This is a genomic window from Paenibacillus sp. FSL P2-0089, from assembly GCF_038595095.1.
GTDB lineage: Bacteria > Bacillota > Bacilli > Paenibacillales > Paenibacillaceae > Paenibacillus_AQ > Paenibacillus_AQ silagei.
In genome coordinates this window covers 3,273,592-3,295,695 of sequence record NZ_CP152006.1, presented here as the reverse complement: position 1 = coordinate 3,295,695, position 22,104 = coordinate 3,273,592, and the positions used below count along the sequence as shown (strand labels likewise).

General features: G+C 52.8%; 20 protein-coding genes. 5 read left to right on the top strand and 15 right to left on the bottom strand.

From position 1 onward, the window contains the following. Positions 1 to 7 precede the first annotated feature (7 nt). From NST69_RS13630 to NST69_RS13600, 7 genes are all read right to left on the bottom strand, one after another. Positions 8 to 1,339, bottom strand: coding sequence for a hypothetical protein (locus NST69_RS13630; protein WP_342549600.1), 1,332 nt, complete (start codon positions 1,337 to 1,339; stop codon positions 8 to 10). Next, positions 1,336 to 2,424 carry a DUF58 domain-containing protein gene (locus tag NST69_RS13625; protein ID WP_342549598.1) on the bottom strand — a complete coding sequence of 363 codons (1,089 nt, stop codon included), beginning with the start codon at positions 2,422 to 2,424 and terminating at the stop codon, positions 1,336 to 1,338. Before NST69_RS13625 ends, NST69_RS13630 begins: the two co-directional genes overlap by 4 nt. Before the next feature lie 3 nt (positions 2,425 to 2,427). Beyond that, positions 2,428 to 3,405 carry an AAA family ATPase gene (locus NST69_RS13620; protein WP_036728725.1) on the bottom strand — a complete coding sequence of 326 codons (978 nt, stop codon included), beginning with the start codon at positions 3,403 to 3,405 and terminating at the stop codon, positions 2,428 to 2,430. A gap of 101 nt (positions 3,406 to 3,506) precedes the next feature. Further along, entirely contained in the window at positions 3,507 to 4,595 is a 1,089-nt protein-coding gene (locus NST69_RS13615; protein WP_342549597.1) for a GerAB/ArcD/ProY family transporter, read from the bottom strand. Between the two features lie 13 nt (positions 4,596 to 4,608). Beyond that, positions 4,609 to 5,769, bottom strand: a complete 1,161-nt coding sequence (locus NST69_RS13610) for a Ger(x)C family spore germination protein (RefSeq protein ID WP_342549596.1) — start codon at positions 5,767 to 5,769, stop codon at positions 4,609 to 4,611. Further along, positions 5,766 to 7,214 (bottom strand): spore germination protein, encoded by a 1,449-nt coding sequence (locus NST69_RS13605; protein WP_342549595.1) that lies wholly within the window; start codon positions 7,212 to 7,214, stop codon positions 5,766 to 5,768. Before NST69_RS13605 ends, NST69_RS13610 begins: the two co-directional genes overlap by 4 nt. Before the next feature lie 123 nt (positions 7,215 to 7,337). Then, positions 7,338 to 8,198, bottom strand: coding sequence for a DUF421 domain-containing protein (locus NST69_RS13600; protein WP_342549594.1), 861 nt, complete (start codon positions 8,196 to 8,198; stop codon positions 7,338 to 7,340). 219 nt (positions 8,199 to 8,417) lie between these two features. On the opposite strand from NST69_RS13600, the gene NST69_RS13595 reads away from it, so the two are divergent. Further along, a complete protein-coding gene (locus NST69_RS13595; RefSeq protein ID WP_342549593.1) occupies positions 8,418 to 8,624 on the top strand; it encodes a DUF1657 domain-containing protein in 207 nt (68 codons plus the stop codon). A gap of 95 nt (positions 8,625 to 8,719) precedes the next feature. On the opposite strand, the gene NST69_RS13590 is transcribed toward NST69_RS13595, so the two are convergent. Then, positions 8,720 to 9,271: an SAM-dependent methyltransferase gene (locus NST69_RS13590; RefSeq protein WP_342549592.1), complete on the bottom strand. Its 552-nt coding sequence runs from the start codon at positions 9,269 to 9,271 to the stop codon at positions 8,720 to 8,722. A 197-nt stretch (positions 9,272 to 9,468) separates the two neighbouring features. Between NST69_RS13590 and NST69_RS13585 the strand changes: the two genes are divergently transcribed. Continuing rightward, positions 9,469 to 11,412, top strand: a complete 1,944-nt coding sequence (locus tag NST69_RS13585) for an AraC family transcriptional regulator (protein WP_342549591.1) — start codon at positions 9,469 to 9,471, stop codon at positions 11,410 to 11,412. Positions 11,413 to 11,525: 113 nt separating this feature from the next. Here NST69_RS13585 and NST69_RS13580 read toward each other — a convergent pair whose 3' ends face one another. Together NST69_RS13580 and NST69_RS13575 are read right to left on the bottom strand one after the other, a co-directional pair. Then, a complete protein-coding gene (locus NST69_RS13580) occupies positions 11,526 to 12,575 on the bottom strand; it encodes a Gfo/Idh/MocA family oxidoreductase (protein ID WP_340953226.1) in 1,050 nt (349 codons plus the stop codon). 15 nt (positions 12,576 to 12,590) lie between these two features. Beyond that, the gene (locus tag NST69_RS13575) at positions 12,591 to 13,478 is read right to left on the bottom strand and encodes a sugar phosphate isomerase/epimerase (protein ID WP_342549590.1); all 888 of its coding nucleotides are present in this window, start codon (positions 13,476 to 13,478) and stop codon (positions 12,591 to 12,593) included. Positions 13,479 to 13,602: 124 nt separating this feature from the next. Between NST69_RS13575 and NST69_RS13570 the strand changes: the two genes are divergently transcribed. Beyond that, on the top strand, positions 13,603 to 14,496 hold the full coding sequence (locus NST69_RS13570; RefSeq protein WP_340953228.1) for an AraC family transcriptional regulator: 894 nt from the start codon (positions 13,603 to 13,605) through the stop codon (positions 14,494 to 14,496). A 322-nt stretch (positions 14,497 to 14,818) separates the two neighbouring features. Here NST69_RS13570 and NST69_RS13565 read toward each other — a convergent pair whose 3' ends face one another. Beyond that, complete coding sequence (locus NST69_RS13565; RefSeq protein ID WP_342549589.1) at positions 14,819 to 15,979, bottom strand: Gfo/Idh/MocA family oxidoreductase; 1,161 nt, start codon at positions 15,977 to 15,979, stop codon at positions 14,819 to 14,821. Between the two features lie 406 nt (positions 15,980 to 16,385). Between NST69_RS13565 and NST69_RS13560 the strand changes: the two genes are divergently transcribed. Both NST69_RS13560 and NST69_RS13555 read left to right on the top strand, forming a co-directional pair. After that, on the top strand, positions 16,386 to 16,700 hold the full coding sequence (locus NST69_RS13560) for a helix-turn-helix domain-containing protein (protein ID WP_339313306.1): 315 nt from the start codon (positions 16,386 to 16,388) through the stop codon (positions 16,698 to 16,700). A gap of 5 nt (positions 16,701 to 16,705) precedes the next feature. Then, a complete protein-coding gene (locus NST69_RS13555; protein WP_340957263.1) occupies positions 16,706 to 17,638 on the top strand; it encodes an IS3 family transposase in 933 nt (310 codons plus the stop codon). A 273-nt stretch (positions 17,639 to 17,911) separates the two neighbouring features. Here NST69_RS13555 and NST69_RS13550 read toward each other — a convergent pair whose 3' ends face one another. The 4 genes from NST69_RS13550 to NST69_RS13535 are packed head-to-tail and all read right to left on the bottom strand — an operon-like array spanning position 17,912 to position 22,059. Beyond that, positions 17,912 to 19,120, bottom strand: coding sequence for an L-serine ammonia-lyase, iron-sulfur-dependent, subunit alpha (locus tag NST69_RS13550; protein WP_340953232.1), 1,209 nt, complete (start codon positions 19,118 to 19,120; stop codon positions 17,912 to 17,914). 17 nt (positions 19,121 to 19,137) lie between these two features. After that, entirely contained in the window at positions 19,138 to 19,974 is an 837-nt protein-coding gene (locus NST69_RS13545) for an enoyl-CoA hydratase/isomerase family protein (RefSeq protein ID WP_340953233.1), read from the bottom strand. After that, entirely contained in the window at positions 19,964 to 20,803 is an 840-nt protein-coding gene (locus NST69_RS13540) for an enoyl-CoA hydratase/isomerase family protein (protein ID WP_036728762.1), read from the bottom strand. Before NST69_RS13540 ends, NST69_RS13545 begins: the two co-directional genes overlap by 11 nt. Before the next feature lie 29 nt (positions 20,804 to 20,832). Next, positions 20,833 to 22,059, bottom strand: a complete 1,227-nt coding sequence (locus NST69_RS13535) for a M20 family metallopeptidase (protein ID WP_340953236.1) — start codon at positions 22,057 to 22,059, stop codon at positions 20,833 to 20,835. Between the last annotated feature and the right edge of the window lie 45 nt (positions 22,060 to 22,104).

Here is a 22,104-nt window from a genome sequence, read left to right as displayed (position 1 = left end):
GATTCAGCTACAGCTTCAGCTGCTCCTTAAGCGCCGCCGCCTCAGCGCCAGTAAGTTCAGGCAGCTCCTCCTCGGTATAACGGGCCCTGTGGTATAGGCCCAGCAGACGGTCATTGACAGAGGCATCTCCGACAGAGTGCTTGCTCGAACGCTTCTGGCCTTGCGACCAGGCGGCTACATCAGCTGCTGTCTCCTGCGGGGTCAGGTAGGGCTTCACCTCATACCCTTCCGCATGTCTGGCCCGCAGCCAGTGCCGGTAGAGCCAGCGGATGCGCTCACGGCTTCCGTCCATCCCCTCCCAGCGGTCCCGTCGGCTGGCTGGTGTCAGCTTGGAACGCACGTATTGGCGGAAGTCCTGAACGGTCTGCTCCCAGTTGAACAGGCTGGTCTCCTCATCCTGATACCCGGCAGCCGCAGGAGTCTCTCTGCGCAGCAGGGACAGCAGCCTGTCCATCGCTCTGCGCAGGATGCCTCCTGTATTCCTGTACAACCAACGAAGGATAAAATACAGTACCGCAAGAATGGCTGCCGCTCCTAGAATATAGAAGCCTATATTTAGAATCATCGACAGCAAGCCCGGTTCACCCGGCTCCGCTGCCGGCATGGCAGGGATGGCCTCAGGCGGTGCTTCTGCCGGCGGTGCCTCCTCGGAACCGGAGGATAACCGGCTGAGCCAGGCGAAGAATGCCCGTGTTATATTCCACAGCAGCATCCCAACCGCCCTACCGCCCCCCGCTGCAAGCAATGCTGCCAGGATAATGAAGCCGACCACGAACGTCCGGTTATGCCGCCGCAGTCCTTGAGGCAGATTTCCTGCACCTCCGTTCAAGGAGCTATAACGCAGGTGGGTGCTGTTCGTAGCCAGCAGTGCCAGGATCAGGCACAAGCTGCCGCTCCAGGTGAGCACCGGTGCACTCGGCTGGAGACCGGGGATGCGCGAGAAGGCAATCGAAGCGACAAAATACAGCATGATCCCGCTGATATACAGCCACAGCCGGTTCACCCGTGTGGCCGCTGTCATGCCAAGGAAGGCAGACACAGCCGCTCCGGCTGCCAGCGGAAGACCTATAAGTGTCAGCGTACCGGTTAACGCCGCAGATATAGCTCCGAGAATTAGCGCCGCGAGCAGCTGCTTCCAGCGGCGGTTGCATATCTCTCGCAGCAGCACACCAGCTGCGGCCAGTACCGGCAGCAGATAGATCCAGCGCAGCGCCTCGGCCTCCGGCTGGAAATAAGTCTGGAGCACCAGCCATACCGGGAGCAGCAGCAGCCATTCGATGAAGGCTGCCATCCATATGGCGTAATTTTCTTTGAAGGCATCCGGGATTCGGGAAGTCATAGCTCACCGCCCCCTTCAGAAGGAATATCCAGCCACTCTACACCGTTTCCGAGGAAGCTTAAGCCTGAGGTTGCCAGCTGAAGCTCTGCCCCCCGGTGACAGGTAATGATCAGATAATCCTTATCTGCCTCCCCCTTGTCCGCTTCAATCTCCATCAGCCTGCTCATCGGCACGGTCCGGTCCAGATTCAGTCTGGCCAGCAGGCCAAGGAACTCCTCGGTATGAACAATGGACCAGGTGTCCACCGAATCTCTCGCCCCGCTCCCCTCCAATCTTCCATTGCTGAGCAGCCGGACCTCAATCCCGTGGCTGATCGCATACTCGGCTACAGTCGCCGCATAGCGGATTCCCAGCTCTATACGCTGCACATCGGTAACCGTTCTCCACATGGACTCACTCGTCTCCACGTTCAGGCAGATGACCAGCCGGGAATCGGCGGTGTAATCCTTTTGATGCACCTGCATACTTCCCGTACGGGCTGTCGCTTTCCAGTTAATGCTCGCCAGAGAATCCCCGGCGCTGTATTCTCTTGTACCGGCGGTCAGGAACGGATCTTCGACAATCCAGCGCTTGACCGGCAGCTCTCCAAGCCAGCTGTGAACCGGCAACGGAAGGTCATGGAAACGCAGCAATCCGGGGTAGACCAGCAGCTCCAGATGAAGCGGGAAGGTCTTGGCGCTGCGGCTCAGTCCGAACAGATCGCCGGTAGTCATGGTTGCCGTCTCCAGGACGAACAGCCCCCGCTCCCTGCAAGTGATATTATGCCGCCGTTTGATATGGCGAAAAGACCTCAGGAAGAACAGGCTGACATGATTCTGGGAAATCTCTCCGCTGCTGATGCCCAGATTCTCCTGGTTACCGAATTCAAGCCCCTTAGCTATGCTGGATTCCAGCCGCAACCACGGCAGCGGCAGCAGCTTCTTGTTCATGATCTCCTCAACCATCTCTACCTGTTCACCGGCGTACACCGCTTTGGCAGAGAAGTAACGGGTATAGCTGACCTTCTTCAGCGCATGCCGGTCATAGACCAGCGAGATCAGGACCAGCAGGATGAACGTGCTTGCAATGAACCACGGCAGCGACATGGATCACTCCACCCTTCCGCCTCTGGACAGGACAGCAGGTTCAGCCGGGACCTCAATTTCACGCAGCACCTGAAGCACTACCTCTGCAGACTGGCCTTCACGGACTCCGGGACCGCGCTGAAGAATCAGCCGGTGCGCCAGCACAGGGACCGCAACCTCTTTGATATCATCCGGGATACAGTAGCTTCTGCCCTGGATCAGTGCGTATCCCTGCGAAGCGCGCAGCAAGGCGAAAGCTGCCCTGGGGCTTGCTCCCAGCCGGACCGCCGGGGAGGTACGGGTAGCCTCAACCACGCGCATCATATAAGCGAGCAGCTCGTCACTGACAGTAACCTCCGCAGCCAGACGTTGAATGTCCTGAATCTGCCGGGCTGTGGCCACCGCAGCGGTATCCTCCAGCGGGTTATTCTGGCGGAATCTCTGGAGGATATGTACCCCTTCCTCAAATGTCGGATACCCGCTGGTAATCCGCATCAGGAACCGGTCCAGCTGCGCTTCCGGCAGCGGAAAGGTCCCCTGGCTGTCCACCGGATTCTGGGTAGCAATGACCAGGAACGGCCGCTCCAGCTCATGTGTCACGCCGTCAATTGTAATCTGCCGCTCCTCCATACACTCCAGCAGGCTGGACTGGGTGCGCGGCGTAGCCCGGTTGATCTCATCCGCAAGCAGAATGCTGGCAAATACCGGACCGGGACGGAATTGAAATTCGCCGCTCTTCTGGTTATAGTAATTGATGCCGCTTAAGTCAGACGGCAGCAGGTCGGGCGTGAACTGAATCCGCTTGAACGTGCAGTCCAGGGAGCGGGCCAATGTTTTGGCGAGCAGGGTCTTTCCGGTACCCGGCACATCCTCCAGCAGCACATGACCATTGGCCAGCAAAGCGGTCAGCAGCAGGTTCACACCGCTCTCTTTGCCTACGATAACTTTTGCCAGATTGCTTCGGATCGATTCAATTAGAGCGGTTGCTTCTTGAAGATTCATGAATAATAACACCATCCTATTCCATAAAAAGGTATGTACATATAAACTAATCATACCAGAAAGCGCCTACATTATATAATAGCGGAAATTGCAGCCCTGGCTTATGCCTGCGGCTGCCGCTTCTTCCGGAGCATTAACGCAAAGAAATAGTACATCGGAATAAACTCTACAATCAGCCACACAAGAGCCATATTGAAGGAGTAATAGTCGTGATCATACCGGGCCAGATTTCTGGAATAGAGATAGGCAATCGTCACAGAGCAGACTGTCAGGCCGGGAATCAGCAGCTTCTTCGCTCTCTGGCCGATAAGATATGCAGCACATTTACTCGCTACATAGATCAGAAATGAACTGTGAATGAACATAGAGGCGGACCAGATTCCGATCAGCAGGGGATCGGAATTGCCCAGAAGCTCGTTGTTGGACGAGCTCCGGACGAGCTGCAGATAGGGGAACGTCAGCTCTTTGCCCAGATAGGCTCCGAAATTCAGCAAGGTCATCACCCAGCCCAGCAGAATCGTCAGCATGACGCACATGCCCCCAAGAGCCAGCTTTTTCATGGTGCTCTTGCTGATTTTGAGCTCCGGGGCAACAAACAGGAACACCACCCATTCCCCCAGCCAGGACATGACGGTTAACGAGTCCTTGAAGGCGATGAACGGATCATGGTAATGGAGAAACGCCGGGAGAATGGCGTAATTGGCATGCTGGATGAACAGATAGATGCTCAGCATCGTCGAACCTACGAAAATAATCGATATGCCGTCAGACATATACACTATAGAGGTGACTCCGAGATGAGCCGTGTACATAATGACCAGTCCTATAAGGAGCTGAATCAGCAGCGGCGGTGTTCCGCGCAGATAGTTAGATCCGAAGAACAGAACAAAATTCTCGATATCATACGAAGCATAGTAAACACACCAGCATAGCAGCAGAAGGACTATAACCCGGTGCATCCACTTCCCCGTAATCTCTGCTCCGAAATCCACCCAGCCCGTCCCGGGCTTCAGCTTCCCGAGCTGAACGGTGAAGAACAGCGGAATCAGCGCCAGGGCACAGCCAGCCACAATCCCGATCCACCCCTGATAGCCGGAGGATTCAATGAGGCCGGGAACTAGAAACATGGTACTCTGGGAGCCCAGATATACGATTGAGAACCTGGTGATTTGCCATTTCGATGTCTGCATAATGTTCTTCCCCTTATTTTTCTGAACCGAAATCCTCGATAACGAATTTCGCGGTCACCTTAATCCGGGCTTCCGAGGTATAGTAGTCTTTCCAGCGCTCCCGCAGCTTCTTCCATTCCGCCGGATAATTCCATTCCACCAGCATACCCAAATGCAGCACATCCACACCCTCCTGCCGAATACGGTCAAGGGCAGCCGTGATTTCTCCGGCCACCTTCTGTTCAAGCTTGCTCAGCAGCAGGGGGCTGAGCTTGTTCGCATCGCGGTGCTCGGAATCCTTGAAGTAGGTGATGCTGGCGTGTCCTTTTATTTTCACATGAAACAACGGACCTTCCGGGGTCATGCTTACGGAGGAAGCTGCGGTGTTCCTGAGGAAGATTGCATTTGCAGCTCCTGAGCCGTCATCATCCCAGTCTATCGAATATACCGGGAACGCGATTTGTCCGGCGAGATTCCCAGCAGCCCAGGCCAAGGCTCTGCCCTCACTGACATTCATCAGACCTCTCATCTTCAACTCCTGGAACAGCATTACGCCGCCGACCCCAACCCAGTACTCCTCCTTCTTCTCAGCGTTATCACTCTTTAGTCCAAAGGATAAATAATCCATGGCATACCCCACATGCGAGGCCTCCGAGAGCATGCAGTCTCTGATCGTAGTGCTGAACAGGAGGTTTTCTTGGGCAATATTGCTGAGTACCTGATCCGGTAACTGTTCGAAGATCGGAGACAATTTGGGAATCTCGCTGGCTTTGCCGGGTGCAGCCATGATGAAGGTTCCCAGGGGGATCTCCGGCTGCCTTTTGAACCATTCAAGCATTTCCCCAATGCCTTCCCTTGCATACTCCTTCCCCACGACAACAATCTTGATATGGGAAATCTCAATCTTGCGGGACAGATCCTTCTGAATCAGGATTACTGCTTCCGGTATAGTTTTGGCTGTCTTGGTGATCATTGAATATGCCTTGCCGTCAGACGCGCCGCTCCCTCCCTGGGTCCCTGACATCAGACGGTTCGGCAGAGGCGAGCTGATTGTGACTTCAACGGTACCCGGCTCCTTCCCTTGGTCAATGAATATTCCATAGATAAAGGTCAATTTATCAAGCTCTGTTTTGGACCAGCAGCCGGTCAGATTGAAGAGCAGCAGCAGTGCCAAGCCCAGCTTGACGGCTCTCATGGCTTCTGCCTCCTTTTATTTTTGCTGTCGGTAAAAGAGCTGCTCCGCTTATTCATATACTGAGAGGGGACGCGAAACAAGGTATCTCTCCAGTCTTCAAAAACAAGCGGCGCCAGCGGCTGCAGGTAGGGTGAGCCAAATGACCGGAGATGGGCTAAATGCCCATAGATCATAAATACCGCAATAAAGACACCAATCAGTCCCAAGGTTCCGCCCAGAATGAGCAGCACAAAGCGCAGCAGCCTGAAAGTCAGTCCAAGCTCCAGATGCGGAATGATGTACGAAGCGATCCCGGTAATGGACACTACAATGACCATCGGTGCCGAGACAATTCCCGCCTGGACCGCCGCCTGTCCGATAACGATACCTCCGATAATGGAGACAGTCTGACCCACTGGCTTCGGAATACGGGTCCCGGCTTCACGCAGGGCTTCGAACGTAAGCTCCATAATCAGCGCCTCCGTCAGGGCAGTGAACGGGATATTCTCGCGGGCCGCAGCTATCGTTATCAACAGATCAGAGGGAATGATCTGTGAGTGAAAGGTTGTAATGGCGACATATAATGACGGCAGTATCATCGAGATCAGCGAGAAAAAGAGGCGGACAAGCCGGATCCAGCTGCCCGCATAAAAGCTCTGGTAATAATCCTCGGAGGATTGCAGCAGCGCAAAAAAAGTGACCGGCGCCAGCAAAGCGGACGGTGTGCCGTCCTGCAGAATGCCGACTCTGCCTTCCATGAGCGAGGCGGCGACAGAGTCAGGGCGTTCCGTATATTGATAGATCGGAAAAGGGGAGAATTGCTCCCGGGACATATGCTCCGCCAGATAGCTGATGCCCAGAATTCCGTCCACATCGAGACTGCCCAGCTTCTGTTCCATTTCCGCCAGAATTTCCGGCTTGCAGAGCCCCTCGAGATAGACCAGATATACATCGGTCTTAGTGTATTTGCCGATAGCGAAATGCTTGGTCTTCAGATCCGCATGCTTGATCTTGTGGCGCAGCAGCGAGAGATTCGTCTGAATATCCTCGATAAAAGCTTCCTGCGGACCGATCACCACCAGCTCGTTCTGTGATTCGGACACCGCCCTTTTCTGATAGTGGGCAATCTCAAAATAATACACATACGGCAAACCTGCGATGCTGAGTACAGGATTCCCGCTGACGATCAGCTCCACCACCCGGCCGGGATGATAGGCCTTGATATAAGGAATCGCGAATGCAGATCCGTGATCCAGACGTTCCATGAAATCCGCCCAGTGCGGCTCCGCATTGGCTTCTGCCTTCAGGGGCGTGGCGACAAATTCCTGCAGGCTTAGGGTATCCACGATGGAAGGAATATAGATCAGCATACAGGAATGCCCGTAGACATTAATAGACTGGTAGACCGCATCGCTGCAATCTGTCAGCTGCTCCTTGATTAGCTCCAGCATATCCTGATCAGGCAATCTGGCAGCCTCCTTCCGGTAGTGGGAATTCTGCCTTAGTATTCCAGCTCGTTCCTGGATTTATGCCCGGACATGCTAAAGAAGCCGGATCACCGGCTCCTGCTTGTGAAACTGCTCATGCTGTCAGTTCTGGATAAAAGGCTTCAGCTTCTGCAGCAGCTCCTGCAATTGCTCTGAACAATTTCCGTACATTTGCTTCGCCGCTTTGTTCTTGGTGGACAGACCGAACAGCTCCAGATCGGCTTCACATTTCTTCAGCAGCGCATACAGCTGAGGCTTATCCTGCGGCTGCGGCACCTTGACTTTGTCAGCATAGAGATCCACGGTAAGCTCACCATAAGAGTCTACCTGCCCGAGGAAGACATCCTTCACGGTCAGATTCAGCTTTTCCAGCTCGGTCTGCAGCCACTTCCGGGACAGACTCAGCGTATCCAGAGGCTCGTCCAGAATCTCACCATCCATAATCACAGCGAGCGTCTCCTTCTCCGGTGCGACCTTTATCCCCAGATCCTTGGGGGTGAAGGGCTGATTCTCCTTGGTCAACAGCACGTTAATCGCACCATCCGATTCCATAATCGCAAATTCCACATCGGCTACCTTGAAGACATCCTTTTTACGCAGCTCCTCCAGCAGCTCGTCGACGCTCAGACGCTCTTTTTTCATATTATTCTCGAGAATCTTGCCGTCCTTAATCAGCACCGTCGATTTGAAGTCAATGAAATCCCGGGCCTTCTTACTCTTAATTTGCAGATATTCGATGCCCAGCGAGCAGGCAACCCAGACGCCTAAGGCAATCAGGCCCAGATGCCAGGTCTTATCCGTGTCCAGCGAGATATAAGCAGCCAAGCTCCCCACCGTAATTCCCGTAATATATTCAAAAAAAGACAGCTGCGAAACCTGCCGTTTGCCGAGTATCTTGGTTAGAAAAAACATTACGACCACAGCAAACAAGGTCCGCAAGACAACCTCCAGCGCTTCAGGCATTCGAATAACCCCCTGTATTGTGATATTTCATGCTCTGTGTGCTCAGGCATTCTGCTTCAGTATTTGTCAAACCAGGGGTGAATTAACCAAAAGATTTCGTGCGGGTTGATTATGCTCTGATGAGGCTGGAGTGATTTTCCAGAATATGAGCTGCAGGAATGCAGATACTAGAGTCCGTGGATGATGATCCATTTCTAAGATATGGAGGAGGGTATACCGATGACTGTCGCCTCACAAGTCAAGACGTGCGTAGCTTCGCTAAAAAGCGCCCAGGCCAGCCTGGAGCAATTCGCCATGGAGACTCAAAACGAGGATGCCAAGACCCTGTTCACCAATGCCGCCGAGCAGACTCAGCAGATTGTTCAGCAGGTAGAAGGACGCGTTACCCAGCTTGAAAAGGAAGAACCGCAATACCGCGGCTTCTAGCCCGGGCGGGTTGATTGAAAGAAGGACAGGCTGATCTCTGCGTAGCGAGTCGTGCTGCGGGGATCAGCCTTTTTTCAAGGTACGGACAATATGTGTCATCTCTTAACGGCATCTACAATCAGCGAGACAAAGCCTAATCTTCCCTCTGTATTTCGGTGGTCGAAGCGCCTGGAGCGGTAGATAAACCCTCCGCCTTCATCCCAGTAGTTATAATGAAACTTCCCGGATGCATCGCAATACTCCAGCAGTTTGACCTGAAATCCGGCAGCTGTGAACATGCCTCGCAGGGTATTGTAATTATGTACGATGCGGTGGGACGCCGCGGGATGATCCAGGGGACCCGGTCCTCCGACCTGTACAATTTTCTGATAAGCTTCATCCGGAAAATACCCATCCGGCACAGCACAGCGGATATACCCGCCAGATGCCAGATAAGGATAGCAGATTTTTGCCGCCTGTATCCCCTCCTCATACGTCAGATGCTCCCAGACATGCTCCGCAAGGATTGCTTGTATGGAGTTTTTCTTGAACCTGACAGCCCACTGTTCTTCTTGCAAAAGATTAAGCTCCCTCTCCTCCGTATGCAGCCACCCCTGGTTATGCAGACTTCCGCCGCTCCCAATCACAACTCTTAACCGCTCATCCATCGAGATCACCCCTTGTTAGTCACATCCACTATCTGCTATTTATTCTAATCTTCATTGCAAGAATCTGGAATACAGCGATGTTAGAAAGATATGGAGTTATGTGACTTTTAATATAACAAGTATTATTCAGACTGTCATTGATAATAGTTATCATTTAAAATGAGGAGTAGACAGATAACGGAGGGGAATATCGCATCATGCACATCAGCAATCAATTATTACTTTGGGATCAGGCTGCAATTACACTGGTGGATATCCGGCAGAAGGAGTTAGCCCAAGGCGAAGTTCTTCCTCCATTTATAATACCTGCCAATATATTTTTGCTATCGGTACAAGGAAGCGCACAAGTTCAGTCAGACCAGGCTGAATTTGCTTGGACAGGATTTCAACTTTTACATAGCGGCAAAGGGGCCATCCTAAGCATCGTTCCCATAAAAGATAAATTTATTTACTATATCATTTACTACAAAGCCTTGCTCCATGAAGCGAATCCTCTTCAAGAGCAGTATTGCTTTAGCCCTGAGGCTCCGCTTTTACTCTATAACAAAATTCAGCAGATGCATCAGAAATGGGATCAGCCGGAAGAGCGTCTTCATGTAAAAGCACTTTTTTACCAATTCGTTCATCTGACGTTAAAGGAATTGCGCCTGCAAGAGCATGAGACCGAGGTCAGAACAACTTCTGTTGCAGTGCAGGTAATCACTTATATCCGGGAGAATTATGCGGAACCCGTTACCTTAGACTCACTTGCGGAAGTGTTCAATTTCAGCGCTTATCACTTGTCATCCTTATTTAAAGAGCATACAGGCGTCAGTCCGATTGATTACTTAATCCGCTACCGGCTTGACCTTGCATCAGAGCTTCTAATGACAACTAATGCTTCAGTCGGGGAGATTGCGGCGAGTGTCGGGTATAAAGACGTGTATTATTTCAGCAGGATTTATAAAAAGCGTAAGGGTGTAGCCCCTGCTTATCATAGAAATAGCGAGCTGCTGCAGCACAAAGTTGCTGAAAGTCCATTAAACTTCCCCACATCCTCTATTTCTGATAATGTTACTGATCTGTATATTAATAATGATAATCATTATCATAATACGGACAAAGGGGAAATACATATGTTTACATCAAAACCAACCAGATCTGTAGCCATGGCTGCAATCCTGCTGTGCGGCTCCCTGCTGCTCAGCGCTTGCTCCAACGGCACGAACACAGCGGCGAAGAATTCAAGCAACGCAAACAATAAAGTTAATCAGGCAACTCCGATTGCCTCAGAAGAAAGTCCGAAGACGCGGATCGTATCCACGCCAAGAGGAGACATTGAAGTACCCGCAGAGCCGGTAAAAGTCGCGGCAGACCAATATATGGGTCATTTATTGAAGCTGGGCATTGTCCCTATCGGGGCAAGAACATTCATGCTCGACGAAGGCTGGATGGACAAGGCGGAGATTCCACAAGAAACACTCGATACGATCGAAGATTTAGGGGAATTCCCGATGAATCTGGAGAAATTGACCATGCTGGAGCCAGACCTCATTATCGGTTCCATCGAAGATTACGTTGACCAATATGAGAAGATCGGCACCACTGTTTTTCTGCCATACTGGGAAGAGTTGTCAACAGCCGGGCCACTTGATAAATTCAGACGAGTAGCCTCGATATTCGGAAAAGAACAGCAGGCTGAGAATTGGATTGAGGAATACGAACAGAAGGTTGTTGAAGCAAGGTCAAAGGTATCTAACGTCATCAAGGAAGGGGAGACGGTATCCATCGTTCAGTTTGCCGAAAAAACAGTATATGTGTTAGCAGCAACGGGCGGAAATTATGGTTCCTCCACTATCTACGAAATGCTGCAGCTGCCTCCAACAGAAAGTGCCTTACATATGAAAGAGGGGTTCGAATCAATCTCGCTTGAGGTGCTTCCTGAATACTTAGGTGATTATATTTTTGTCTATAATGGCGATGCTGAGATTACGAACCAAGCAATGGAAAGTGATATATGGAAAAGTGTACCTGCTGTGAAGAAGGGCAAAGTATTTTTATACGGGGATAATTATCATGATGAATTCGTCATGGAGGACCCCTATTCTTTGGAGCAGCAGCTGGATACGGTTGTGAACTTGTTACTGGGGACGGATAAATAACCAGAATTGAGAAGACGGCGGTAAAAGAAAAGGCATGGGGCTTTCCCCATGCCTTTTTGCATTCCATTTTGCTTCTTCTGCTAAAATCCCCTTACGCCTTACTCCCCGCCAGCTCAACCCTCCTCTATGAATTCGGCAATACTAAGCTTGCGGCCAGTCCGCGCACTCTCCAGAGCGCCCAGCACCATGGCCATGCTGTAGCGGTTATCGCGGCAATCCGTCTCGGCCGGACGGCCCTCGGCCAGCGAACGGAACATTTCATCGAGACAGCCCTGATGGAAGGTCTCCTCCATCTGTACCTCCGGCGCTTCCACCCGCTCGAATTCATGGAGGAACTGGCCGGAGTGTTCACTCCCGGCACTAATCACCTCGGCAAACGGCTGATCCCGGCCATCCCAGATCGCAGCACCCTTTTCACCTTGAACCCGCCAAGAAGCTTCCCAGGACGTAGGCGCGCCTTCCGCACACCAGGAGCCCTGATAACAGAACACGGAGCCGTCCGACATTTCAAAAATACAGACCGCCGCCGCATTCCCTGCATACCACGATCCCGGCGGATTGAACTCCTGGCAATACACACTTACCGGATCAGCGCCGCTGATGTAGCGGGCCTGATCGAAGGTGTGGATCGCCATATCCAGCAGCAGTGGGCTATCCATCGCATCCCGGAAGCCGCCGAAATGCGGAGCCAGGAAGAAATTCGCGCTGATTGAGCCTGTCCGCCCTATAGCCCCTGAAGTGATCAGCTCCCGCAAAGAGCGGATGCGCGGATCATACCGGCGGTTCTGCATCACCGCATGGCTCCTGCCGGTACGTTCAGCGATGCTAACGATCGAATTGCACTGCTCCATCGTCTCCGCCAGCGGCTTTTCCGCGAACACATGGCAACCAGCCTCAAGCGCACTGCTGGCAATATTGTAATGGCTGGCCGGCACTGTCACATCAAATACCAGATTAGCCGCTGTATCGGCAATCGCCTGTTTCACATCAGTAAATACCGGACAAGTAAGCCCATGCTTCTCTGCCATGGCCTGAGCGGACTCCCGGCGGATATCCACGAGCGCTACAATCTCTATTTCATCAGTATGCTTCAGTGCATAGGTAATCCACTCATTAGCCATTGCCCCGCAGCCCGCCACAACCACACGATGTCCTGCTGTCATCACTCTTTCCTCCAGTTACACCGGGTTCGGGATGAAGCTGCCGCCCCGGCAGGTTTTGAGATAATTCAGTGCATGAACCTGACCGGTCATCTCCAGATCGTCACGATAGACAGGGTCATGCCAGCCTTCAATATCAATCGTGCCCTTGTATCCAGCTTGACGGAGAATCGAGATCACATCTGTCCAGTTCGTATCCCCGAAGCCCGGCGTCCGGTGCCATACATACGGCTTAGGCCCGTGGATTCCGTATTCCTTAATAATATCCCAAGCGATAGTTGCGTCTTTGCCGTGGACATGGAAGATCTTGTCCGTCCATTTGCGCAGCTGCGGGATCGGGTCAATCAGCTGCACCATCTGGTGGCAGGGCTCCCATTCCAGGCCGAGATTATCGGCATTGACCGCGTTGAACATTTTCTCCCAGGCTGTAGGGTTATGCGCAATATTCCAGTCCCCTGCCTGCCAGTTCCCATCCATCGAGCAATTCTCAAAAGCGATCTTGACTCCGCGCTCCGCCGCCCGCTTCGACAGCTCACCGAACACCTCAGCGAACTTCGGAATCGACTCATCTATAGATACGCCGGGCAGACGTCCGGTGAAGCCGGAGACCAGATCGGTACCGAACAAATGGGCATGGTCGATCAGCCGTTCCCAGCTGGCCACCGTATCCGCATTGTCGCCTGTTCCTGTAAGCGGATTCCCGAATATGCCGACTGAAGAAATTGTGAAATCATGCTCTGCAGCCAGTTCACGCACCCGTGCCGCTGTTTCTGCCAAATCAGTAGTTCCTGTAGTTTGCCAAAAGGTTAAGCTGAAGGATTCGAATCCATGCCCTATAATCTGCGGAATGACTCTGAGCGCATCCCCGCCTCCAACCAGTGTTCCGATTCTTAATGTATCCTGCATCTTGTATGCCACTCCAATATTGGTTTATAGTTAATGCAACATTCCTAGTATATCGCTCATATTGGGCAAAATCTCTACTTATCTTGTGCTAAACTAGCTGAATCTTGCGGGAGTTGAACCAAGCATGACCTATCCGAAGGAACTTAAGGAATATCCAAGGCTGGAAGAGAAAACGTATCCGTTCCGTCTGTTCTTCAACACCTGCCGGGAGGTGTCGCCTGAACAGAATATCCTGTTTCTGCACTGGCATGAGCATTTCGAGATCATCATTATGCGCGAAGGACACGCCATTTTTCATGTGGACAGCAAGCCTTATGAGGCCGGGCCGGGGGATGTCCTGATGGTGCCGTCCGGAGGGCTTCATGTCGGCTATAGCCAGTGCAGCGGTGACCTGTCATATGTCTCGATTGTATTCCATGCCTCGCTGTTCAAGGACCGGAACCAGGATTCCCAGCATGAGCAATTTGTTGCTCCGTACCTCAATAATCTGAATCAGTTCCCGGTTATGCCTGCCGCCCAGCAGCCTGAATGCGCCGCGTATTATCATTTGCTGGAGCGGGTGATTGCCGAAGTGGAGGCGAAGCAGCCGGCTTTTCAGCTCGTGGTGAAGAATCAGCTGCACCTGTTCTTCACCCTGATGTCCCGGGCCTTCCCGGCCCGGCAGCGCAGCGAGCGGGAGCACAGCGAACGCCATTCGATCTACCGGGAGCGCTTCAAGCCGCTGCTGGAACACCTGGAGAACCATGCAGATCAGAAGATGTCGATTGAGGCTGCTGCCAGGTTCGTGAATCTGAACCCTTTTCATTTCTGCAAAACCTTCAAGAAGCTCACCGGGCGGACGTTCATCGACTATGTGAATTTCTGCAGAATGGATGAGGCACAGCGGCTGTTGCTGGAGACCAATCTGACGATTACCGAGATCTCAGGCCGGGTCGGCTGCGACAATCCGAATTACTTCACCAAGCTGTACAAGCAGTACAAGGGTCTAACCCCTTCCCAGGCACGGAAACAAGAGTAAATCCAAGTGGGTGCTCCGGCCAACCATCAGGCTTACGTGGCGCGCACGCCACTCACAGTCCAATTGTGGCCGGTTTTCCGACTACATTTGGCCCGCACACCGCTCTCGGTCCAATTGTGGTCGGTTTTCCGACTACATTTGGACCGCACACCACTCACAGTCCAATTGTGATCGGTTTTTCGACTACATTTGACCCGCACGCCACTCACAGTCCAATTGTGGTCGGTTTTTCACACACATTTGGCTAACGCCCCATCGCCTCCCTGACATTCAAAAAAACACCGCAGGCCATCAAGCGCCGGCGGTGTTTCCCTGTCTTCCCTTACATCTCTGATACCTGCACCCAGCGCCGCTGTTCAATCGAACGCTCGACCGCTTCAAGCACCGCCTGGCATTTCACGCCATCATTGAAGTTCGGCTCCGGCTGACGGCCTTCCTCAATGGCATTCGACAGCTCCAGCATCTCATGGATGAAGGTATGCTCGAATCCGATGGTGTGGCCCGGCGGCCACCAGGCCTCCGCATAGTCATGGGACGGATCGGTGGCAAGCACCCGGCGGAAGCCCTGCACATCCTCGTCATCCGAGGTCAGATAGACCTCCAGCTCGTTCATCCGTTCAAAATCAAACTTCACACTGCCCAGGCTGCCGTTGATCTCGAAGGAATTGGTCGAGCGGTGTCCAGCGGCGAAGCGTGTCGCCTCGAAGCTGCCCAGCGCACCATTCGCGAAGCGGGCCAGGAACAGCGTCGCATCGTCCACGGTTACCGGACCGCGCGGCGCATCCTTGCCTGCCTTGGCACTAAGCCCGGTCATCTCCGTTGCCAGCGGCCGCTCCTTGACGAAGGTCTCGCTCATGCCGATAACCTCCTCCACATCTCCTACGAGGAAGTGGGCCAGGTCAATCAGATGCGCCCCCAGATCACCATGTGACCCCGAGCCGGCAATTTCCTTTTGCAGCCGCCAGACCAGCGGGAATTCCGGATCTAGAATCCAGTCCTGCAGGAACCACGCGCGGAAGTGATAGATTGTGCCCAGCCGGCCGCTCTCGATCAGACGCTTCGCCAGCCGCACCGCCGGGGAGAAACGGTAGTTGAAGCCAATCATATGCGCAATTCCAGCCTTTTCAGCAGCCTCCAGCATCTCGCGGGAATCCTCCAGATTCAGCGCCAGCGGCTTCTCGCAGAAGATATGCTTGCCTGCGGCCGCAGCCGCCAGGGCAATCTCTTTATGGGCATTGCTTGGCGCATTAATATCGACCAGATCAATATCGCTGCGTGCGATCAGCTCCTTCCAGTCAGTCACACTGTCTGACCAGCCAAGCTGTGCTGCCGCCTCTGTAACCGCTTCCTCATTACGTCCGCAAATGACCGACATTTGCGGCTTAACTGCCTTGGGGAAGAACATCGGCAGACTGCGGTAAGCGTTGCTGTGGGCCTTGCCCATGAATTTATAACCTATCATTCCAATGCGTAGCTGTTTCATTTGGTGCCTCCTCACTGATTAGACTACTCGATGTACACGCATACATTTTCTCATTCAGGCCGCGCTTAAGTCAAATCCCTTCTTGTCATACAGTGGGGTCCGCCCTACAGATCTCCCGCAAAGGAACAAAATCACCCTAACGGGTGAATAAGATAAACCTGGCGCAAACACAATGTATATTGTTTTTCACATACGTTTGGACCATACGTCTGCTTGCGAACACAATGTATACTGTTTTTCACATACATTTGGTCCATATGTCTGCATACGAGCACAATGTATGCTGTTTTTCACATACATTCAGGCCGTGTGACTGCTTGCGAATACAATGCTCCACAGCCCCCTAAAGAAGTTGGAGTCCTCCCCCACAAAAATGTAGACTAGATATAGGAGGAGGATGAACGGTATGGGACACTTAACAGGAACAAGAGAGAAGGCAGCGCAAGAGGTGTTGTCTGGCATTAAGGCAGCGGTGGTTGCCCGCAAGTATGGGGTGACCCCATCGACGGTGAATCAGTGGGTGAGGGACTACCGAGAGGCCCATGGGGAACAAGATCATCCGTATCCCCAGGAGCAGGTGGAGGAACTGAAGCGCCTCCTGGACGTGGAGCAGAAATACGAGAAGGCCGTCAAGATCCTCGGCGAAAAGGAGTTAGAGATCGAGATTCTGCGTGAACTGCTAAAAAAGCCAACCCCTGCTTATCCGAAAAAATCGAGGTAGCCGACATGTTCATTAAGCAGGGGAATACCGCAGCGTTGGTACTACGTCTCGTGGGGCTAGCAGAGTCTACGTATTACGACCGTAAGAAACGCAAGAAGCAGGATGTACAGGCCGTACCCCAGGGGCGCGGAAGACCCGTACCCGGCTATTCCCTGACCGAGTCTGGAGAGAAGATTAGCGACGAGGAAATCCAGGAATGGCTGCTGGAATTAATCGCTGGAGAGGAGCACGTGTACGGGTACAAACTGCTGGCCAAGTGCTTGTGGAACCAGCACGGGCTGAGGCTCAATCACAAGAAAAGCTACCGGCTGTGTCAGGCGCTGGATATCCTACAGCCGCAGCGTCACAAGCGTTTTAAGCATCCTCGGAAGCTGCCGGAGAACCGGGTCATTACAGGGGCGGGTCAGCTCTGGCAGATGGACATTAAGTACGGTTACGTGGCGGGCCAGGGCAGGCATTTCTTTGTCCTGAGTATTATCGATGTCTTTACCCGTGTCATCGTCGGCTACCACCGCGGATCGTCGTGTGAAGCCAAGCACGCCTGCCAGACGCTGGGACGCGCCATGGAGCAACACTGCGCCCCTGACAGCGCACGCCCGGTGATCCGCACCGACAATGGTCCACAGTTCGTCAGCCATCTGTTTGGCGACATGTGTGAAAGCTGGGAAATGACCCATGAACGCATTCCGCCTCGAACGCCGGATTTAAATGCTTTTATTGAATCGTTCCACAGTAATATCGATCGGGATTTGTTCCGCAAAGAGGCCTTCGAGACGTTCGAAGAGGCCTATGAAGCCGTGGACCGGTACATGGACTTCTACAACAATCGCAGAATGCATACAAGCCTTCGGAACATGCCGCCAGCTACCTTTGCGGAATGGGTCTTGACCCTAGAAGACCGCTCCCGCTTCTTCTGGCCGAGAGAAAAAGCGAAATAAAGAGCATATCTACGACAAGTGCTGATTTTATACGGAGGACTCCGGGATAAGGGGGTCGCACCGAATGTATGTTGTTTTTCACATACATCCAGCCTTCAGTCGCATTTTGCATTAAAGCCTCTCTACGAATCATTCCAAGAAGTCTTGTCCACAAATCTACACTCACCTTTTTCACAGCAGCAGGAAACTATAGTTTCCTATACAGTAAAAAAACGCCCCTATTGCCAACCGGCAGCAAGGGACGTTCCTCGTATATAGCGATATCATTTTCAGTTAACTGCCCATGTTGTAGAACTTAGCAAGCCCGCCTTCCGAAGTTTCACGGTACCTGCTGTTCATATCTAAGCCTGTCTGATACATGGTCTGAACAACCAGATCAAAGGATATTTTACGGGTACCCGACAAGAATTTGGCCAGACTCAGCGCATGGATTGCCCGCATCGCACCGACCGCATTCCGCTCAATGCAAGGGATCTGAACCAGTCCGTTAATCGGATCGCACGTTAACCCCAGGTGGTGCTCCATGGCCACCTCCGCCGCATACTCAATCTGGTCGATCTCCATCCCGGACAGTTCAGCCAGTGCAGCCGCTGCCATAGAGCAAGCCGTGCCCACCTCCGCCTGGCAGCCGCACTGAGCGCCGCTGATCGAGGCGTTATGCTTGACCAGATTGCCAATGAGCCCGCCGACGGCCAGCGCCCGGAGAATCTGTTCGTCCGGGACCTGCAGCTTCTCCTGCATATAACGGAGCGAGGCGGGTACAACACCGCAGGCCCCGCAGGTTGGAGCCGTTACGACTGTACCGGCAGCCGCATTCTGTTCATTGACGGCAAAAGCGTACGCGCTGACGATCCGGTTCTCCCGCGTCTCCGGGCTCTCATCCACAGTCCCCTGATGATACAGATATTTCGCCTTGCGCTCGACATTCAGGCCGCCCTCCAGAATACCTGTGACAGACAGTCCTTCGTCGATCGACCGCTTCATCGCTTCCCAGATGCCTTGGAGGAACTCCCAGATCTGTAGGCCTTCACGCTGCTCGACGTAATCGCTTAAGCGGATATGATTCGCTTTACAATAGGCACTGATCTCGGCAAAGCTGTTCTCCGGGTAGACATCAGGTCCCCGCGTCTCCTCCCGCCCATCAATCACGATCTCCCCGCCGCCGATACTGGCAACACGCATGGAGGCTGTTTGCTGACCGTCTTTGTAAGCGAACAAGTCCATTGTATTGGGATGAAGCAAATCAAAGTCAGGCTGCGGAACAAATTGAACCTCCGTCCGGACGGGATAGAGTGCCCGAATAATAGCCTTGTCCGTCATATGGCCTTTACCTGTTTTGGCAAGGGAACCATAGATCCGTGCCTTGAACTGGTCTGCGTCTTCATTTTCTGCTTTGAAGATTCCGGCCGCTTTCTCCGGTCCCATGGTATGGGAGCTGGACGGTCCGCTGCCAATCTTAAATAGCTCAGTCAACGATCTCATAGCACCCTTATCCCTTCTCAGTTGTCATTCCTCTGAAAACGTTCCTTAAGCTTCATCAGCCGTTCATGAATCCCCTCTTCATCAATCGCCATGTCAACCAATTGGTGAGTAAGCTGAAGACCTTGATTCTCTGCCAAAGCTTGTTTCCACGGGTGCGCCACAATCGAATGCGTAAGATGCCTTGTAGAGCGGGGGGCCTGCATGATCAGCTCTGCCAGCTCCCATGCCCGTGGAAGAAGCTGTTCACGAGGCAATACCTCACTGACCAGACCGAGGTCTAGTGCCTCCTCTGCAGTAATGTTCATCCCCGTGTATGCATAGTATGCCGCTTTCTTGGTTCCAAGTATCCTTTGAAGTGCCAGGACGATTCCATCTCCGGGCGGAACACCACCCAGATAATGGGCATCGAAAACGGCCGTGTCTTCCGTACAGATGGTAATATCACAGAGCGTTCCCAATTGCCAGTGTGCGCCTGTGCCATTGATCGCCCCAATCGTGGGGATATCCAGGCAATGAACCATATTTTCAATCATCCGGAGTGATTCATGGTACATTTCCAGCTTCCGGCGATTCGGCCAATCCATGAATTTCGTATTCCAGACTTCAGGAGTGCCGGTCTGCCACAGCTCTCCTGTCCCTGTTAGAATCATGACCTCATTCTCAGGATCACGGCCAATATCTGACCATACATGACCATATGCGGCTTGGACCGGCCAGTCGAATTGTAACGGTCCCCCGTTAGTGTGCATACGCACTTCGAGGATGCCGCCGCGGCGGGTCATGAGGAATAAGTCCTTATACTTCTCCGAGTACTCTTCGAGCCGGGTAGGTCCCGTCATCTTTCTATTGAACATCGTTGCCCATCAGGCGTCCCTGCATTTTCTTCAGCCGCTCCAGCGCTCCTTCTTCATCAATGGCCATATCGTACATCTGGTGGGCAAGCTGGAATCCCTGATCGGCGACCAGAGCCTGCTTCCATGGCCGGGAGATAATGGAGTGAGACAGATGTCTTGTTGAACGCGGTGCCTGCATGATCATCTCCGCCAGCTCCCATGCGCGCGGAAGAAGCTTTTCACGGGGCAGGACTTCACTAACGATACCCAGATCTAGTGCGGTCTGACCATTGATATTCTTGCCGGTGTAGGCGTAGTAGGCTGCTTTCTTGAACCCGATCATGCTCTGCAGTGTGAGCAGCATTCCATCTCCCGGAGGCGTGCCTCCCAGATAATGCGGATCGAAAAAGTCCGCGTCTTCCGTACAAATGGTAATATCGCAGAGCGTTGCGAGCTCACAGTGCGTTCCCGGACCGTTTACCGCCCCGATGGTCGGAATGTCAATGCAGAAGATCAGATTTTCAAGCAGTCTCAGCGATTCATGATACTGTTCGAGCTTCTTTTGCTTCGGCCAGTCCATGAATTTCGTATTCCAGACCTCAGGGTCGCCAATCAGCCATTTATCCCCGGTTCCCGTAATAATCATGACTTCGTTCTCAGGGTCACGGCCAATATCTGACCAGGCATGAGACCAGGCGGTATGAGCTTCCCAATTGTGCGTGTACGAATCTCCACCCGTGTGAAGACGCACTTCAAGGATTCCGTCACGGCGGGTCATTAACAGGAATTCCTTGTATTTCTCCGAGTACTCTTCGAATTTGGTGGGTCCAATCATACGTCTCTCTGTCATTGTAATTCCTCCTAAGTTTGGTTTAGAGCTTAACTGTTTCGTTCAAGCCAGTCTCTGGCAAAAGCTGCATAAGCCGCAGCCCCTCTATGAAGCACCTCATCCGAGAACATCGTCTTAGGATGGTGTACAGGGTAACTATAACCTTCTTCGGTATTGCCTGCGTTAAGAAACACCGTGGTACTTGGCACCGCCTGTGAGACAAAGGCGAAGTCTTCCGAGCCCATTAATTTCCCGCCGGGTACCAGCTCAGTGATACCGATATAGGAGCCGTCGCCAAAGGTATTTGCAATTGAAGCTTTCATTTGCCTATTAAGTCCGCCATCCGTCTTCACCTCAGGACAACCCCGCGTATAGATCACTTCCACCTTGGCCTGAAAAGTTTCTCCGATCCCTGCGGTAATTGCGCGGATACGGGCTTCCACTTTATCCCGCAATGCGGCGTTAAAGGTGCGTACACTGCCCTTCAATCTGGCCGTATCGGGAATCACGTTGTTCGTAGTTCCGCCTTCCATCACGCCAATGGTAAGGACTGCATTATCAATCGGCGAGATTTCCCGGCTAAGGATACCCTGCAGTGCCAGATGAAGATGAGCAGCCACATTCAAAGGGTCCACTGCGGCCTCGGGCATAGCGCCATGTGAGCCCCTCCCCCGGATGATGATTTCGAACCAATCCGACGAAGCTGAAATCGCTCCACCTTCCTCAGGTACTACAAATTGTCCCAGAGGCAGCGGCATTCCGGTCAACACGTGAAGCATCATGGCTGCATCCACCTTGGGATTGTCGAGAATCCCATTTTCCAGCATCATCTGTGCCCCGTGCAGCGTCTCTTCACCCGGCTGGAACATCAGCTTAACTGTCCCGCGAAGCTGCTGTTCGCTCGCCTTCAGAATCTCCGCCGCTCCCAGCAGCATGGAAGTGTGCATGTCATGACCGCAAGCATGCATGTTTCCGCTCAACGATGCGTAAGACAAATCCGTTTCTTCTTGAATCGGCAGCCCGTCCATATCCGCTCGGATCAGAACCACCTTCCCTTCATGCTGTCCGCCAATGGTAACTGTTAGCCCAGATTCCCCGACGAGAGTGGGCTTAAGCCCCATCGATTCCAGCGCCTCTTTCACGTAGGCCGTTGTCTTGGGCAAACTTAGATCAAGCTCAGGAACCGTATGAAGATGATGTCTGTACATGACCATTTTGTCCTGCAGCTGATGAGCCATACTCATTAAGTCTTCAGCTTCTTCACTCACAATGAACATCTCCCAAAGCATAAATTGAATGAACGTAAGAACAGTGCGGGCATT